16 protein-coding genes are annotated in these 16,762 nt (G+C 52.1%); 7 read left to right on the forward strand and 9 right to left on the reverse strand.

Translation table 11 applies throughout. The features are described 5' to 3' along the window. Window positions 1-63 precede the first annotated feature (63 nt). From ACZ51B_RS10950 to recA, 9 genes are all read right to left on the reverse strand, one after another. Complete coding sequence (locus ACZ51B_RS10950) at window positions 64-2,709, reverse strand: valine--tRNA ligase (RefSeq protein ID WP_464293364.1); 2,646 nt, start codon at window positions 2,707-2,709, stop codon at window positions 64-66. A 426-nt stretch (window positions 2,710-3,135) separates the two neighbouring features. Beyond that, window positions 3,136-4,113, reverse strand: a complete 978-nt coding sequence (locus ACZ51B_RS10955) for an ABC transporter ATP-binding protein (RefSeq protein WP_464293365.1) — start codon at window positions 4,111-4,113, stop codon at window positions 3,136-3,138. A gap of 18 nt (window positions 4,114-4,131) precedes the next feature. Then, a complete protein-coding gene (locus ACZ51B_RS10960) occupies window positions 4,132-4,932 on the reverse strand; it encodes a phosphatidate cytidylyltransferase (protein WP_464293366.1) in 801 nt (266 codons plus the stop codon). Between the two features lie 105 nt (window positions 4,933-5,037). After that, window positions 5,038-5,667, reverse strand: a complete 630-nt coding sequence (locus ACZ51B_RS10965; RefSeq protein WP_464293367.1) for a response regulator transcription factor — start codon at window positions 5,665-5,667, stop codon at window positions 5,038-5,040. A gap of 352 nt (window positions 5,668-6,019) precedes the next feature. Further along, on the reverse strand, window positions 6,020-7,180 hold the full coding sequence (locus ACZ51B_RS10970) for a PKD domain-containing protein (protein WP_464293368.1): 1,161 nt from the start codon (window positions 7,178-7,180) through the stop codon (window positions 6,020-6,022). A 20-nt stretch (window positions 7,181-7,200) separates the two neighbouring features. Next, on the reverse strand, window positions 7,201-7,989 hold the full coding sequence (locus ACZ51B_RS10975; protein ID WP_464293369.1) for a TIGR00282 family metallophosphoesterase: 789 nt from the start codon (window positions 7,987-7,989) through the stop codon (window positions 7,201-7,203). 86 nt (window positions 7,990-8,075) lie between these two features. Beyond that, on the reverse strand, window positions 8,076-9,620 hold the full coding sequence (gene rny, locus ACZ51B_RS10980; protein WP_464293370.1) for a ribonuclease Y: 1,545 nt from the start codon (window positions 9,618-9,620) through the stop codon (window positions 8,076-8,078). 3 nt (window positions 9,621-9,623) lie between these two features. Then, complete coding sequence (locus tag ACZ51B_RS10985; protein ID WP_464293371.1) at window positions 9,624-10,067, reverse strand: regulatory protein RecX; 444 nt, start codon at window positions 10,065-10,067, stop codon at window positions 9,624-9,626. Window positions 10,068-10,084: 17 nt separating this feature from the next. Next, the gene (gene recA / locus ACZ51B_RS10990) at window positions 10,085-11,182 is read right to left on the reverse strand and encodes a recombinase RecA (protein ID WP_464293372.1); all 1,098 of its coding nucleotides are present in this window, start codon (window positions 11,180-11,182) and stop codon (window positions 10,085-10,087) included. A gap of 310 nt (window positions 11,183-11,492) precedes the next feature. Between recA and ACZ51B_RS10995 the strand changes: the two genes are divergently transcribed. From ACZ51B_RS10995 to ACZ51B_RS11025, 7 genes are all read left to right on the forward strand, one after another. Continuing rightward, window positions 11,493-12,068, forward strand: a complete 576-nt coding sequence (locus ACZ51B_RS10995; protein WP_464293373.1) for a PEP-CTERM sorting domain-containing protein — start codon at window positions 11,493-11,495, stop codon at window positions 12,066-12,068. A 280-nt stretch (window positions 12,069-12,348) separates the two neighbouring features. Next, complete coding sequence (locus ACZ51B_RS11000; protein ID WP_464293374.1) at window positions 12,349-12,927, forward strand: PEP-CTERM sorting domain-containing protein; 579 nt, start codon at window positions 12,349-12,351, stop codon at window positions 12,925-12,927. A 166-nt stretch (window positions 12,928-13,093) separates the two neighbouring features. Further along, window positions 13,094-13,675 (forward strand): PEP-CTERM sorting domain-containing protein, encoded by a 582-nt coding sequence (locus ACZ51B_RS11005; protein ID WP_464293375.1) that lies wholly within the window; start codon window positions 13,094-13,096, stop codon window positions 13,673-13,675. 137 nt (window positions 13,676-13,812) lie between these two features. Beyond that, window positions 13,813-14,394, forward strand: a complete 582-nt coding sequence (locus ACZ51B_RS11010; protein ID WP_464293376.1) for a PEP-CTERM sorting domain-containing protein — start codon at window positions 13,813-13,815, stop codon at window positions 14,392-14,394. Between the two features lie 231 nt (window positions 14,395-14,625). Next, window positions 14,626-15,186: a PEP-CTERM sorting domain-containing protein gene (locus ACZ51B_RS11015; protein ID WP_464293377.1), complete on the forward strand. Its 561-nt coding sequence runs from the start codon at window positions 14,626-14,628 to the stop codon at window positions 15,184-15,186. A 211-nt stretch (window positions 15,187-15,397) separates the two neighbouring features. Beyond that, on the forward strand, window positions 15,398-15,973 hold the full coding sequence (locus ACZ51B_RS11020) for a PEP-CTERM sorting domain-containing protein (protein ID WP_464293378.1): 576 nt from the start codon (window positions 15,398-15,400) through the stop codon (window positions 15,971-15,973). A 167-nt stretch (window positions 15,974-16,140) separates the two neighbouring features. Next, window positions 16,141-16,716, forward strand: a complete 576-nt coding sequence (locus ACZ51B_RS11025) for a PEP-CTERM sorting domain-containing protein (RefSeq protein WP_464293379.1) — start codon at window positions 16,141-16,143, stop codon at window positions 16,714-16,716. Window positions 16,717-16,762 lie beyond the last annotated feature (46 nt).

The following is a 16,762-nucleotide window of genomic DNA, read 5'->3' on the forward strand; positions in this document are numbered from 1 at the left end:
CCCTTCCGCCGATGACTTATCTCCCCCAGTTCTTAGAGACTCTGGGGGAGGAGTAAATGCAAGTTACGAGAAGAGGGTGCGGCGCTCTTGGAGTTTCTCCAGTTTCGCCTTGAGTTCTTCTAGTGTCTCTCGGTCGCGCTCGATAACCTCTGGCTTGGCGCGCTCCACGAACTGTGGATTGCTCAAGCGCGTGGCGATCTTAGCGGACTCGTCGTTGATCTTGGCCTCTTCCTTATCGAGACTCGCAAGCATCTTCTCTACATCAACCAAGCCTGAGATGGGGAGGTGCAGGACGAGACCCATGATTGCGGCCGAGATCACCTTTTCGCCTTCGGGTTTGCCTTCCTTGAGCTCTTCGATCCAGGCCTGAGAAGCTACAACACCCTCTCCACCGCGTAGTGAACCCTCATAGTAGGCCACGGGCACGTTGCTCTTGGGGGTTAGGTCCACGGAAGCCCGTAGTGCTCGCAGAGCACGTGTCGCCTCAAAGACACGCTCAATATCTGTTTCGGCTTCGGGCTGATGGAACGATTCCGGCAGTTTGGGCCACTCGGCAGACATGATGAACGGTGCCTTATTGGGCAGCGGCAGGTGGCTGTACAGCTCTTCCGTGATGTGCGGCATGATGGGATGCATCATCTTCAGGAAGGCATCGAAGGCCGTCAGGAGTACCCACTGGGGCGTCTGCTTCTGCTCTGTGTCACTGAGGCGCGATTTGCAGACTTCAATGTACCAGTCGCACACTTCGCCCCAGAAGAACTTATATAGAGCCTGGCACACGCCCTGGATGTCGTAATTGCTATATCCTTCGCGGACGAGCTTCTCTGTGGCGTACAGGCGACTGAGGAGCCACTGGTCGACCTTTTCTAGCTGCTTTGGCTCTTGTGGGACCTGCTCCACATTCATGAGCACGAATCGGGTGGCGTTCCAGATCTTGTTGCAGTAGTTGCGGGCGTCTTCTGTCTTCCGTTCGCTGTATCGGAGCTCTTGGTTCTCACCGGTTTGGCTTAGCAGCGTGTAGCGCAGCGCGTCGGCACCGATGGTGTTGATCACATCCATCGGATCGATACCTGTGCCTAGGCTCTTGCTCATTCGGCGGCCATCCTCGCGCATGACTGTGGCGTAGATCATGACGTCGTCGAAGGGCTTGGAGCCCATGAGGTCGTAGCCCATCATGAGCATTCGAGCGACCCATAGGTTGATGATATTTCGGTCGGTTACGAGAACGCTCGTTGGATAGAAGCGCTTGAGATCTTCTGTCTGCTCGGGCCAGCCGAGGGTTGCGAACGGCCAGAGACCGCTGGAGAACCAGGTGTCGAGCACGTCATCGTCTTGTTTAACGATCTTGTTATCGCCCGCCTTCTGCTGTGCTTCATCCCAGCTAAGCGCTGCATAGGCTGTGCCATCTTCAGTGTAGTAGATGGGGATTCGGTGGCCCCACCAGAGCTGGCGACTGATGCACCACTCGCGGATGTTCTCCATCCACTCCAGGAAGATGCGCTCGTAGCGAGCCGGGTGGAATTTGACCTCACCGTTCTTTACTTCCGTGATGACCTTCTCGGCGAGCTTGGGCTGGTCGCAGAACCACTGCTCACTGAGGAGGGGTTCGATGACGTCCTTGCTGCGGTCGCTGATCACGATAGCGATGTCGTGGTCGTCAATCTTCTCTAGGAATCCGAGCTCTTCGAGGTCGGCAACGATCTGTTTTCGAGCCTCGTTTCGATCCATGCCCTCGTATTTCTGCAGCCGCTTAACGCCCTCTGTGTCGGCGAACGGCAGTACGTCTTCCACCTTAATATGGGCGGTGAGATCTAACACGACAGGCATCGGCAGGTTGTGCCGGACGCCGACTTGGTAGTCGTTCGCATCGTGCGACGGGGTGATTTTGACCGCGCCCGTACCAAACTCTGGGTCTGGGTAGAGGTCGGCTAGGAGCGGAATCTCTCGCCCTACCAGTGGGAGGACCAGGTTCTTGCCAACGAGCCCCTCATATCGCTTGTCACTCGGGTGAACTGCAACGGCAACGTCGGCCAACATCGTCTCTGGACGAGTGGTGGCGATGATAACGTGGCCGCTCCCATCCGCGAAGGGGTAGCGCACATGGTACAGCTTGCCCTTGATCATTTGGCGCTCGGTTTCGATATCAGAGACGCTGGTTTTGAGCTTGGGGTCCCAGTTGACAACCCGCTTACCGCGGAAGATCAGGCCTCGCTCGAACCAGTCGATGAAGACTTTGAGAACCGCGTCGGCGTACTGCTCATCGAGCGTGAAGCGTGATCTGCTCCAGTCGAAGGCACAGCCAAGCGCTCGGAACTGGTTAAGGATGGTGTCTCCAGACTCCTTCCTCCATTCCCAAACACGCTCGACGAACTTCTGTCGTCCGATGTGCGCAGCGCTGGATCCTTCTTTGCGAAGCTGCTTGTCGACAACGCTTTGTGTGGCGATGCCGGCGTGATCTTGGCCTGGGAGAATGAGAACGCTCTTGCCCTGGAGTCGGTGGAATCGGCCTAGAAGGTCTTGAAGGGGATAACACAGGGCGTGGCCCATGTGGAGGCTGCCGGTGATGTTGGGCGGAGGAATGGTGATTGTGTAGACCGGCTTGGTTGGGTCGCTACTTGGCTGGAACAGCCCGGCGCTTTCCCACGCGGAATACCACTTTGACTCGGCCTCAGACGCGTCATAGCGCGTCGGCATGTTGTTCAGGTCCATTAGATGTCTCCTGACCCTTCCATGTCTTGGAGGGTCTGGTCTCTATTTTACTCGGCCTGATTTGTTTCACGTGAAACATTATCGATGCGAGCGTTAAGGATGTCTGTCTCATGGGAGAGTGCAGCGATGTTTCGCTTTCTCCCTGTATCCGGACCCATCTGCGAGCGTAAACTGGTGCCTAGAGTGTGGTAGATCGATCTACATCATTTTCAAGCTCCTAAGCGAATGGACTGGTGATGCGTCTTAATGAATGATCGCAATCAGTTTCTCAGGTGATCACTTGCCTCACCCGAATGTGTAACGGTTGACGTCGTGATTGGAGGGGGTTCGGATTGTCAAAGCGAAGCGACGCGTTAAGTGGTGTTGGCTAGGTCAAAGAGGGGGCGGTGGCTCAATGTAGCCGCCGGTTTTGTTTCACGTGAAACATTACTGAGTTTTGCTGAAGAGGTCTCGGATGACCTCTTCGATGTCAACTTCCTCTATCGCAACATCAATGACGGGCAACGACTGTAGGAGCGCTGAAGTGACTGCGGCAGTATTTGCACGTGGGACTTCGATCACAAGCTGCTCATCGGTGCTCTCGATGACTTTCCCATGTGCCACGAGTGCGGTCGAGTCAACTGGTGACGAGAGAGTGAGTCGTACCCGCCGTGTGTCGCTGAATTGACTAGATAAATCTTCTAGTGTTCCTTCAAACACCACCGAGCCATGGTCAATCACGACGACTCGATCACAGAGTTCTTGTACGTCTTGCATGTAGTGGCTTGTGAGAAGGATGGTCGAACCCTGTTCTCTATGTAGTTCCTTCAGAAAGTCTCGAATGCGCTTCTGACTCACCACATCTAGGCCAAGTGTAGGTTCGTCTAGAAAGATGACTTGCGGGGCGTAGATGAGGGCGGCTACCAACTCGCACTTCATCCGTTCCCCAAGAGAAAGTCTTCTCACTTGGGTGTTGATCTTGTCCGAGAGTTGGAGGGCTTCAATCAATTGGTCGACACGACGTTTATAGATATCGTCTGGGACCTCGTAGAGCTCTTTCAAGACCATGAAGCTATCCCAAGCTGGCAAGTCCCACCAGAGTTGCTGTTTGTTGCCCATCACCAGAGAGATCTTTTTGAGTAGCTCGTTCTCCCGTTTGCTCGGAATATGGCCGAGCACGTGTACCTCACCGGAAGTAGGCTGCAAGATTCCACTCAACATCTTGAGGGTTGTGGTTTTTCCGGCACCGTTTGGACCCAGAAATCCAACAAGCTCTCCCTGCTTGATCTGGAGATTCACGCCCTTCACGGCTTCTACTGCGGTCTTCTCCGAGCTGACCAGAGACTTAAGGCCACCCCAGACACCCGGCTGTTTCTTGTTGGTGAAGTAGGTCTTCCGAAGGTCTTGGGTCTCGACTGCCAGCATCAACCCAAGGTTACCAGCTTAGTGTAAAGCCAACAAAACGAGAGCTACAAAGGGTGCAGTGAAAAGGATGCTGTCGATGCGGTCTAAAATTCCCCCGTGACCGGGCAGCAAGGTTCCACTGTCCTTGAGATCGGCATGTCGCTTAAGGTTGCTTTCAAACAAGTCCCCCGCCTGCCCTAGGATTCCAGTGATACAGCCAATCACGATCCCTATGGTGAGTGAATAGTGGAGAAAGTGCGCTAGGGTAGACGACATGGCGATGCATGCGATTAGATTCGCTAGTCCACCTTCGATGGTCTTTTTAGGAGAGATCTTGGGTGCGAGGGGATGTTTCCCAAACGCCTTCCCTGCAAATATTGCTGCGGTGTCGCCCGCCCAGATCGGGACAAGTGCGAGAAGCGTTGCATTAGCAGTCCAAGTGGTGTTACCGACATCGTTTTGATGAATGAGTATGAGCGCGAGAAGAGGACTGATCACCCATCCGACAGATAGGATTCCGAGCGGCGAGGTCTTGCCATTTCTCGCAACTGAGTTTGCCCCTATGACACTGCAAAGCCACACGACCACGAGTCCTAATGCAATAGGAAGAGGTGACATGGTCGACTTCGTCAGATAAACGGCGATCACGGCTATGTAAACCACACAGGCCGTTGATGCATAGGTGCCAGGTGAGCTTGCACGCATGAGCTTGGCAGCCTCTTGAGAACCTAAGATACTCACGAGGAAGCCCAGACCGATGAGTGGGTAAGGCGAGGAGATCAGAAGTGCCACCAACACGATCGGCGCTAGGATGAGGGCGGTGATCACTCGCTGTTTCACAGCTAGGAGTATAGTCGCAAATAAAAAACCCTTGGTTCCTCTGTGATGAGAAACCAAGGGACAACCTTTGAGGTTAGTTACCGCGAGTAGTTCGCGATAGGATCTTTACTCTTCTTCTTCTGGTGCTCCGCCTGGGTGAGCATAGCCACCTTGCGTGAGCTTGAGGGCTACCTGAACGCGGTTCTCGCATCCGAGCTTTCTCATCACGACGCTAACGAGGTTCTTGACGCTCTGCTCTCGAAGGCCAGTGATGTTGGCAATCTTTCGGTTGCTCATTCCCTTCGCCACGAGCTGTGCGCACTCATATTCGCGTCGGCTCAGTTCATTTGCGCCTCGACCATATCCTCGGCGAGATTCTCGCACGTATGGGCGAACGGAGAGTCGAACCTTTCCACCGAGTTCACCAAGAGCTTCGAACAGGTGCTCTGAACTGCTGGATCGCGTAATAAGTCGATCAACAGGAACGTCGCTGAATTCGCTCTGGTCATCTTCGCCACAGATAAGAACAACTGCGAAATCTCCGAATGCGCGTGCGCCCAAGAGGAACTGTAGATCGTTCTTATCTAGCTGGAAGGAATCAACGACGAGAATGTGTGCCCTCTGATCCTTGGCGGATGTGATCAAAGCTCGTGCATTCGTTTCGTTTGCTACGACTTGAAAACTACCGTGGTGATCTAAAAGGCTGGCTAGTGCCTCACAAAAGAGGCCTTCTTTACAGCACAACGCTATTCGCATGGTCACTAATCTCCGCCTCAGGCTCCCTAAAAGGGTCGTGAGGAAGGTTACATAGTATCTTAGCTCAGTTAAACCGAAATATCTACGTTCATGCGCTCAAGTGAGCAGTTTTGATGAGATATTTGCATCGACCAAACTAAAAACTTTATCAATATCGCTCGTCATGGCCAGGAAAAACTACCTGGCTAGCGTCATTTGAACTTGCATTTGACAATATGTTGGTCGGTTTCAAATGCAGATTTGTTCAGTCTGCTGGACCATTTGGTACCAAAAATATGGCACAAATCGCAACAGTACGATTGACAGCCATAGGGACGAAGTCGGCCAAACATGGCCGACTTCGTGTGTACCGTTAAGGGTTTACGGTAGCTTGGATGGTTGTTGTGTAGGGTGCCTTCAGTCCGTAAAGATCCGTCACCGTCAATGTGATGATGTACTTGCCGGCTTTGCGGAACTTTCTCGTAATCACTCGACCGGTAGCATCTTCTTGAATTCCGTCGGTACTGTCAAAGTCCCAAGAGTACTTGAGAATGCTTGAACCGCCCGTTGCGGTTGCCGATAGAGTCACCGAATCGCCGAGGGCGAGGTTGAGCGTCTTGGGACCACTGATGTCACCGCGGATAGGCGTGCTATCGTTGATGACTCGGAGATCGCCTACATAGAATGTAGCTGTGGCATCTCCAGAGAAAGCGATCTGCTTGATCACTTTGTTAGTTCTGTCAAAGCCAGTGATTGCCTGAAGCGGAAGAGCCAAACTACTCCACCCGTTGTCACTACCTGCACTCGTGTTCGCGGGTAAGTAAACTTCACTTTTCTTACCATCGGTTGTGGTTACGATCAACCGCATCACCTTCAGCGTTGGCACGGATGTGGTTGATGAACCGAAGTCACCACCCTTTCCGCCAGCGCCGGGGAAGCCGCCGCCAGGTCCTCCGGGGAAGCCCCCTGGTCCACCAGGGAAGCCTCCAGGTCCGCCTTGGGACCCACCCCTACCAGGTCCACCAGGGAACCCAGCGCCGCTACCTTTTCCTGGACCTCCAGGGAACCCTGCGCCACTGCCCTTGCCCGGTCCACCAGGGAACCCAGCTCCAGAACCTTTCCCACCTTCTTTACCGCCAGGCCCGCCAGGAAATCCGCCGGGGCCACCTGGGAAACCACCCTTACCGCCGGGTGCAGCGCCCTTGCCGCTGAACCCGAGGGCTGCTCCGTCATTAACTTTGAATTTCAGGCGAAGCAGATTGTTTTTATCTTCAAACTCTTTATTCAGGTCCACGGGCTTTGAGAAGTTAAGGAATCCGCCTTGGAAGTAGTTCTTAGTGGAGACTCTGATGGAGTAGGCGCCCTCGTAATAGACTTCGTCGGTCTGCGAGATCGTGCCGCTTCCCCAAGCCTTCACGGAGATGCCCTGATCAGTGATGGTCTTTCCAGGTGAGTAGATCACCTCGGCACCCTGATGCGCGAACCCCGAGACGCTCGCGGCAGATGCCACTGTTGCAATCCATAATTTTTTCATCTATGTCCTCTGGGCGCTCGTCACGCCATCTCTCCAAATCGGATCCTCTCAATGTCTATTGCGCGACCCGTTTCTCTTTCGACGTTTATAACCACCCCAGAGATTACACCGACTTCGTTCGCAACTTGAAATCGTTGCGGCAGAGCCGTTCTAAATCGCTCCAAGATGATCTCACGATCCATGCCTAATACGCTGTTTACGGGGCCACACATTCCTACGTCCGTTATGTAGGCGGTACCGCCATCCAAGACACGTTCATCTGCCGTGGCAACGTGAGTGTGGGTTCCTACTACAGCCGTTGCTCTTCCCTCGCAGTGATATCCCATTGCAATCTTCTCGCTCGTAGCCTCTGCATGAAAGTCGACAAATCGATGTGGAGTGGACAGTTGCGAGAAAATTGTGTCGATGCCACCGAAAGGATCATCGTAGTAAGGATCCATCGTCACCCGTCCACACATATTTACCACAGCAAGCTCTAACCCATCCTTCTTGACCAGTACATAGCCTTTGCCAGGTGATCCCTTAGGGAAGTTGGCTGGTCGGACAATGGGGCGACCTTCCTCTAGATAAGGGAAGATATCTCTCTTGTTGTAAGCGTGGTTACCCAGTGTGATTGCATCCGCGCCCCACTCGAAAAGCTGGTCGGCGATCTTGGGAGTGATTCCAACTCCTCCTGCACTGTTCTCACCATTCACAATTGTGAAGAGCGGCTGGTGCGTGTCCTGCAAGCTTTGCAAGCCTTGCTGAACGGCAATACGGCCGGGCTCACCTACCACGTCGCCGAGAAACAGAATGGTGTAACTACTCATTTACGATTTGTTGATTGGCCCTTACCAAGAAACCCCGATAGTCAACCACATTGCATCAAGAATAATCTTGTTGAACGGGGAGGAACTTACTTGGCAACATCATGAACTCGGGTCTCTCGTATCACTGTCACCTTAATCTGGCCAGGGTATTCCATCTCTTTCTCAATTTGACGTGCGACGTCCTTCGCAAGAGTCATTGCACCCAAGTCGTCAACTTCCGTGGGGTTGATAATTAATCGAATCTCACGACCGGCTTGAACAGCGTAGCTACGCTCGACGCCTCGGAAGCTGTTGGCCAAGGCTTCGAGCGCGGTCAAACGTTTCAAATAGTTCTCTAGATTCTCGCGGCGTGCGCCTGGGCGGGCAGCGCTGATGGTGTCGGCAATAATGACAAGGATTGCCTCCGGAGTTGTCGGCTCGATCTCGTAGTGGTGTGCTCCCACTGCGTGCAGAATGGTCTCTTTTTCTCCTAAATTTCTGAGGAACTCCATCCCGGTGAGAGCGTGAGGACCTTCCCATTCAGGGCCTAGTCCTTTTCCAATATCGTGAAGAAATCCAGCTCGTTTTGCGATTTCAGCATTCAGCCCAAGTTCGTGAGCAAGGCTGCCAGCAAGGTGAGAAACTTCGACGGAGTGGTCTAAGACGTTCTGGGCATAAGACGTTCGAAAACGCAACTTGCCCATCATCTCAATGGCCTTGGGTGAGAGCCCGACGATGTTTGCGCGCTCCGCCGCCTTCTCGCCTGCTTCGCGTACCATGCGAGCCACCTCGACCTGGGCCTTTTCGTAGAGCTCTTCAATCCTGCCCGGGTGAATGCGGCCATCCACCATCAAATTCATCAAAGCAATTCGAGCAGTCTCGCGTCTTACGGGATCAAAACACGAAATGACTACAGCTTCGGGAGTCTCATCAATGATCAGGTCGACGCCGGTTACTTGCTCAAAAGCTCGGATGTTTCGTCCCTCGCGACCGATGATTCGACCTTTCATATCCTCGCTGGGTAGCTCTACAACAGCGAGAGTTGCCTCTGTGACGTAATCCACCACATGGCGCTGGATGACATCTAGAACAGCCTTCTTCGCCTTTTTTTCTGCTTCAGATACGGTAATGGCTTCAATCTCTTTGGCTTTTTGAGCTCCTGCTTCTCGGAAGTCGCCTTCTATCCGCTGGAGAAAGAGCTCTCGCGCGGCATCTCTGTCCAAAGCCGCAACTTGTTGGAGTTCCTCCTCAATTGCTTGCAGCCGTTTTGCGATGGAGTCTCGTTGTTCCGACACTTCCTTGGCCTGTTGGATTAACGAATACTCTCTCTCTTCAAGCTGAGTCCGTCTGTTCTCAAGCTGCTCATCCTTTGCACCCAACCGATCCTCATGTTTTGTAAGGGCCGCAGACTTTTCCCGTAGCTCGGACTCCATACGTTCGCGCTGTTTGAGAATCTCTTCCTTGGCCTCAATCAGGAGTGCGTTTCGCTTTGCTTGTGCTTCTTCAACCACATTTCTTTCCCTTGCTTCAAGGTCCAGGAGCATCCGGTCTACTTTTTCCCTGGCAGGCCTGATCATAGCGAGATAGGCCATCGCCGAGATTCCGGCGGCGGTTCCGATGCCTGCTAAGATGGGGCCGATGTAGTCCGACATGTATTAATCATTCTGAAGAGAAAAATAGGCTTCCAGTGCGGCTTCAATCGAGTCCTCGCTAAAACCCCTGCTAAAAAGAAACCTTCCAGCCTTCGCGCGATTCTTAGGGTCGGGTGGATACTTCTTGGTCAAAGACTCCAGCGCTCTTTCCTTTTCGTCTACGACACTGAGCGTTTCATCAAGAAGATCAGGGGAAACGCCTTTTGAAAGCAATTCCTGACGAAGCAATTCAATTCCGATGGCTCGCTTGCCAGACTTCCGATTCAGCGTACTTTCTAAAGTGCGGATGTCACTGAGCAAACCATGCTTGTGTAGCCAGGAAATGGCCTCCTCGACGTCCGAAGGTTCGAACTCAGAAAGGAGCAGCCGAAGCTCAGATTCAAAGCGATCGGCGCTCTTCATCAGCTTAAGAGCCTTGGAGAGCGCCGTATTGTTGGTGTTTAGCATCACGCTAACTCGGAGATTTACTCTTCGGGTGGTTCTTCCTCGTCTTCAACGTCCACAAAGCCGTCAAGAGTCGCAAGCTTTTCAGCCTTGAACATCTCGCGAACCTTTGTGTCGATCTCAGTGAAGACATCGAGGTGGTCTTCTAAGTAAGTTCGTGCGTTGTCTCGTCCCTGTCCCAGCCGGATCTCTCCGTAATTGAAGTAGGTTCCGGACTTGGTCACGATTGACTTGAGGGTTGCGATATCAAGCAGATCACCTGCTCGGGAGATACCCTTGCCGAAAATCATGTCGAACTCGGCTGTCTTAAAGGGTGGCGCAACCTTATTCTTTACGACTTTGACCTTGGTGCGTGCTCCAATCTGGTCGGTACCGTTCTTAATAGCATCGCCTTTTCGGACTTCCAGTCGTACGCTGGCCCAGAACTTGAGTGCTCTACCACCGGGGGTGGTCTCTGGGTTCCCGTACATCACTCCAATCTTCTCTCGAAGTTGGTTGATAAAGATTGCTGCGGTGTGAGACTTGTTGAGCGAGCCACCAAGCTTTCGGAGCGCCTGGCTCATCATTCGGGCCTGGATGCCGACAAAACTGTCGCCCATTTCACCTTCAATTTCGGCCTTTGGAACGAGGGCAGCGACGGAGTCAACCACAACAATGTCGATTGCGCCAGAGCGAACCATCGCATCGACGATCTCAAGAGCTTCCTCACCGTTACTCGGTTGAGAAATATAGAGCTTGTCAACATCTACGCCCAGTGTGCGGGCGTACTCAGTATCCATTGCATGCTCAGCATCAACGTACAATGCTAAACCGCCGGCTTTCTGAGCTTCAGCGACACAATGCAAAGCCAAAGTCGACTTACCACCGGACTCTGGTCCGTATATCTCTGTAATTCGTCCCTTGGGAAGCCCTCCAATGCCGAGAGCAACATCGAGGCTAAGCGAGCCAGTTGAAATGGCTTCGACGGCTGCCCGATTGCTGTCGCCCATCCTCATGATGGCGCCCTTACCGAAGGCCTTCTCTACCTGGACGAGAGCTTGTTCAAGAGCACGCTCGCGCTCGCTGCCAATAGCTTGGCTAACGGCGGATTTTTCTGAATTGTTGCCGATTTTTCTCACGGTCGTGGAAGCATTTTAGCATACATTTGTATGCCTGTTTGTCATCAACTTCAAGGCCCATTTACAGACTGTTAAAACGGTGCTTGTTTAACAGGAACGGGATGGTTTCGTACGAATACCCATAAAAGGGAGGCATCTTTTCAGAAAGCCGCACGTATTTTTACTAGATTCTCGCAAAGTTGCCAATTTTTCCCGTTAGAAAACAGCAACGAAGATGATCTGTGTGTCCCGTTACCGTACACTAGAAACGTGCAACGCAGTGTGTGCAAGCCAACGTGGGTGTTGCTAGATGTGTTGAGGAGAAAAAGGTATGAAAAATTTAATTCGCGTCGGCGCCATTAGCGCTATCGTAATGGCGGCTATTTCCGCTCAGGCAGTCACATTCGCATTCCAGACAGCTGGAACTTACACAGAAACAGCAGGCGGAGCTCTCACGAGCAACGAAGCTGCACCAACTTACCGAACCGGTCACGATGCTGGCCTCTTGGTAAGCACTGTTTCCTACAACTTCTTGGAGACCACTGTTGGTTCAACAGGATTCCCTCCAAGCCAGATCACCGTTGGTAGCGGTGTCATCACTGGTACTTACCTCGGAAACGCATACACGCTCAACTTCACTATTGGAAGCGGCGGTGTATTCCGAGCAAACAACACCACTCTGAAGCGATCATTCGCAGGCGACATCGTAACGTTCACGATCAGCGGTTCGGCTCTTAACGGCTACACCGGAAGCGGAACCTTCGGCGGTACGTTCCTCGGCGATAAGAACATCCTTTCAGGCATTTCGAAGACCAGCTTCGACCTCAACGCTGTTCCAGAGCCAGCTTCCATGGCTGCTCTCGGTCTCGGCCTTGCCGGTATTGCTGCTCGACGAAAGCGCAAATAATCTGGATTAGTTCCACAATAGAAACGACCAGCAATGACTGCTGGTCGTTTTTTGTTAACGAAGATCGATTCATTGAAACGTGTTTTTGCGTTCGAAATGGCAACTTTTTGTTAAAAAAGCTTGTTGAAACCACGCCATACCACAATCTAGGTCGCAATTAAACTGTAGAAGCGCTATAATCCTCAGTGTTGTCAGAGCAGTGTTTCAGAATTCTGTTCTGCAATATTGTTCTATAGGGTCGAGTTTGACCCCATGACACATTTGTTGAGAGAAAGCGACTATGAAAACTCTAATTCGACTTGGTGCTATCAGCGCCGTCATCACTGCTGCCATTTCCGCCCAAGCTGTCACCTTCGCGTTTCAGACTGAAGGTCGATACGGCGAGTCATCCAACACTCTCGTTTCCAACGAGGCTGGCGCAACCTACCGAACAGGTCACGACTCACTGCTCACCGTAACATCGGTTGACTACACTCTGACAGAAGTTGCTGCTGGAGTAACTGGTTTCCCAGGAAGCGAAGTTCTTAGCGGAACTGGCCACATTGCTGGAAAGTACAACGGTCAAGACTATACTCTGACGTTCACCATCGGCGGCGGAGCAATCTTCCGAGCAAACAACGCAACTCTCAAGCGATCCTTCGCTGGAGACATCGTTAACTTCAGCATCGCTGGATCAGCTCTCAACGGCTACAGCGGAACTGGTACCTTCGGCGGCACATTCCTCGGCGATCAGGGCATCCTGTCCGGTATCTCCAAGACCAGCTTTGACCTCGACGCAGAGGCAGTTCCAGAGCCAGCTTCCATGGCTGCTCTTGGTCTCGGACTTGCAGGTATCGCAGCTCGACGAAAGCGCAAGTAATTCTCTCCGACGCGAATTAAACAAAGAGACCCTCGAAGCATCGCTTCGGGGGTCTTTTTGTTTGGCAAGGATGCTTGGTTATGGATCATCGCCTTCAATGGCACAACCCTTGTTCTATTTCAACCGCAAGCAGCTCAATTAGTTGCTCAACACTTGAGAGAAGAACATGAAAAATCTAATCAAAATCAGCGGAATCTCCGCAGCACTCCTAGCGGCGATGTCGGCTCACGCAGTCACATTCGCTTTCCAAACAGAAGGCGAATACACAGAAACCGGAGTTGGGTCCCTGACAAGCAATGAAGCAGGTGCAGACTATCGATCCGGTCATTCGGCCGGTTTGACTGTTGAATCAGTCTCCTACAATTTCGTAGAGTCTAACCCAGGCGCCGTCGCATTTCCTGGCAGCACCATCACGGTTGGAACGGGCACCATCACAGGTAAGTACCTTGGAATCGGATACGTTCTCAACTTTGAAATGATGGACGGCGCTGTATTCCGCTCCTCCAAAAAGACACTGAAGCGATCTTACGCTTCCAACATCATCGACTTTTCGATCAGTGGCTCGGCGCTTGACGGGTACACGGGATCGGGTTCCATCGGCGGAACTCTTCTCGGTTCGAAGGACATCATGAGCGGTATCTCCAAGACCAGCTTTGATCTTGACGCTGCACCAGTTCCAGAGCCAGCCTCCATGGCAGCTCTTGGCCTTGGTCTCGCAGGCATCGCTGCTCGACGAAAGCGTAAGTAAAGCCTCCATCTCCCTATCCCTTCAAGGGATAGGGACTCTCCTCATAGTGTTGCGAGGTTGCATGGGGTTAAGCCATTACGGCACGACATTTGCGTGGATAAGATCTGACGAGAACAAGTCACCAAACGAGAAAGATCATGAAGAATTTAATTAAAATCGGCGCAGTCAGCGCAATCGCTTTTGCCACTCTCTCTGCACAGGCAGTCACTTTCGCTTTTCAAACTGCTGGAACCTACACAGAGAGCAACAGTGGCGGTTTGACATCCAATGAACTCAGCCCAACTTACCGGTCCGGCCACACCCCCCTCTTGACCGTCACTTCGGTTAACTACTCCTTTAGCGAAGTTACTCCTGGGTCTGTCGGATTCCCTCCCAGCCAGATTGTTCTTGGCGGTGGCGCAATCAAAGGGAAATACAACAACGTGGACTACACGCTCAACTTCACCATCGGTAGCGGCGGCGTATTTAGAGCGAGTAAATCAACAAAGCTCCGTTCGTTTGCAGGTGACATCGTGAGCTTCTCCATTGCTGGCTCTGCTCTAAATGGCTATACAGGAAGCGGCACTTTCGGAGGAACTCTTCTGGGTGGAAAGGATATCTTCAGCGGTATCTCTAAGACCAGCTTCGATCTAGAGGCTCAGGCCGTTCCAGAGCCTGCATCCATGGCAGCTCTTGGTCTCGGACTTGCAGGTATCGCTGCACGACGCAAGCGGAAGTAACATCCATAGTATGCGGGTCTATCACGGAATAGACCCGCATAAACTACCTAATTAAGTCGTCATCCAAAGAGATATCGTTCATCCATGTATCCACTTTAATTTCCCAGGTAATTGTCCTGGAATACTGTCGAAAGTGTGATCTTTAGTCTCCTGATAGTGAAGAATATGGGAGTGCATGAAGTGCCTATGAGTCCGATAGGCCCATGTTTGAGGAGACATATGAATAAATTCTTGAAAATTGGCGTTATCAGCGCAATCGCAACTTCGGCCCTCTCGGCACAGGCCGTGACCTTCGCTTTTCAGACTGAGGGTAACTACACCGAAACTGTTGGTGGCTCGCTCACCACTGCTGAGGGTGGCTCCACTTACCGAAGCGGTCATGACGCTAACCTCACCGTTACCAGCGTTGACTACAACATCGTTGAGCTGGCACCAGGTGCTGCTCTTTCCCAGATCTGGGGCGGTTCAGGAACCATTAAAGGTCTCTACCAGGGTAATGCATACCAGCTCGACTTCCAAGTTGGAACTGGCGGAGTTTTCCGAAAGGACGGCCTCACCAACAAGCGATCTTTCGCTGGTGACATCCTAACATTCACCATCACCGGATCTGCTCTTGACGGCTATACAGGCGAAGGAATCTTCGGCGGCACGTTGCTTGGTAGCAAGGACATCTTCGAAGGTCTTTCAAAGACCAGCTTCGATCTCGATGCTGAACCAGTTCCAGAGCCTGCATCCATGGCTGCTCTCGGCCTCGGTCTCGCAGGCATCGCTGCTCGACGCAAGCGCAAGTAAGAGTCATTTGAGAATCTGACCAGCCACTGCTATGCGGTGGCTGGTCTTTTTTGTAATTTCGCCTCTGGCAAAATTACGAGTAATTAACAATTCTCTTGCCGTTTAGAAATTTCATAGCATGAAACGATTGTCTTAATGTTTCGATCTTTGTATGATTACGTAACAGAATGAGGGTTAGCAACGCGGCTAGTTTTTATTCGAGGAGTATTAATTGAACGTTTTTTATCGCGCTGGTGCCGTTAGCACCGCTATTATGGCTGCCTTCTCAGCCCACGCAGTAACATTCGCTTTCCAAACGGAAGGTGAGTATTCCGAGACCGCCAACACCATCACTGCTAGTGAAAGCGCTCCAACTTATCGTGCAGGTCACGATGCAGGCCTAACGGTGACGAGCGTCAACTACAGCCTTTTGGAAGCAACTCCGGGTCTCGTTGGTTCGGCCTCCCAGATATTTGTTGGTTCTGGCACCATCACAGGTAAGTACTTAGGTATTAACTACACGCTCTCGTTCTCAGTTGGAACTGGCGGCGTTTTTCACTCTAATAACTCAACTCTGAAACGATCATTCGCTGGAGACATCGTCACCTTCACAATTTCTGGTTCGGCTCTCGATGGCTACACTGGAAACGGAGTGTTCGGTGGGACATTCCTTGGCGAGCAAACAATCTTCTCAGGTCTTTCTAAGACGAGCTTCGACCTTGATGCAGAACCAGTTCCAGAGCCTGCGTCTATGGCAGCTTTAGGTCTTGGGCTTGCGGGCATTGCTTCCAGACGAAAGCGAAAATAATCTCATAAGCTAGGGTTGTACAAAGCCGGTCTCACCTTAAGGTGGGGCCGGTTTTTATTTTGCACGTCACCCTGGTACATGACAACGAACCGATTTCAGGAGTAGGCGTCAAAGCTACGTATACAGGGGGTTAGCCTTTATACGACTAATTGTTCGAGGAGGACAAAATGTTCAAATGTATTCGCGTCGGAGCCGTTGGCTCCGTGTTTTTGACAGCCATTTCAGCCCATGCCGTAACCTTTGCCTTTCAAACTGAAGGTAGTTACAGTGAAGTAGGTGGGACTATCATTACGTCTGAGTCCACACCAACATATCGCGCAGGACATGACCTCAATCTCACTGTATCCAGCGTAAATTACATCCTTGTCGAAGCAAACCCTGGACAAGCCGTGATTCCGTCTCAAGTGCTAGTCGGCTCGGGAACGATCACAGGAACTTACTTGGGAGTGAACTATTCGCTGGCATTCTCGGTAGGAACCGGCGGACTGTTTCGGGGAAACAGCACGACTCTCAACCGCTCATTTGCTGGTGACATTATTTCATTCAACGTTGTCGGCTCCGCTCTCAATGGTTTATCGGGTACGGGAGTATTCGGCGGCACTTACCTCGGGGATCAGAGCATCGCTGCGGGACTTTCTAAGACAAGCTTCGACTTAGACACCCAGGCTGTTCCAGAGCCCGTTTCAATGGCTGCACTGGGTATTGGGTTAGTGGGAATTGCTTCCCGACGAAGAAGACGTTAACCCCAAAAGGTCAGATGATGTTTCGTCATCTGGCCTTTTTTTGCGT

It is taken from the genome of Fimbriimonas sp. LA-C6 (assembly GCF_055398105.1).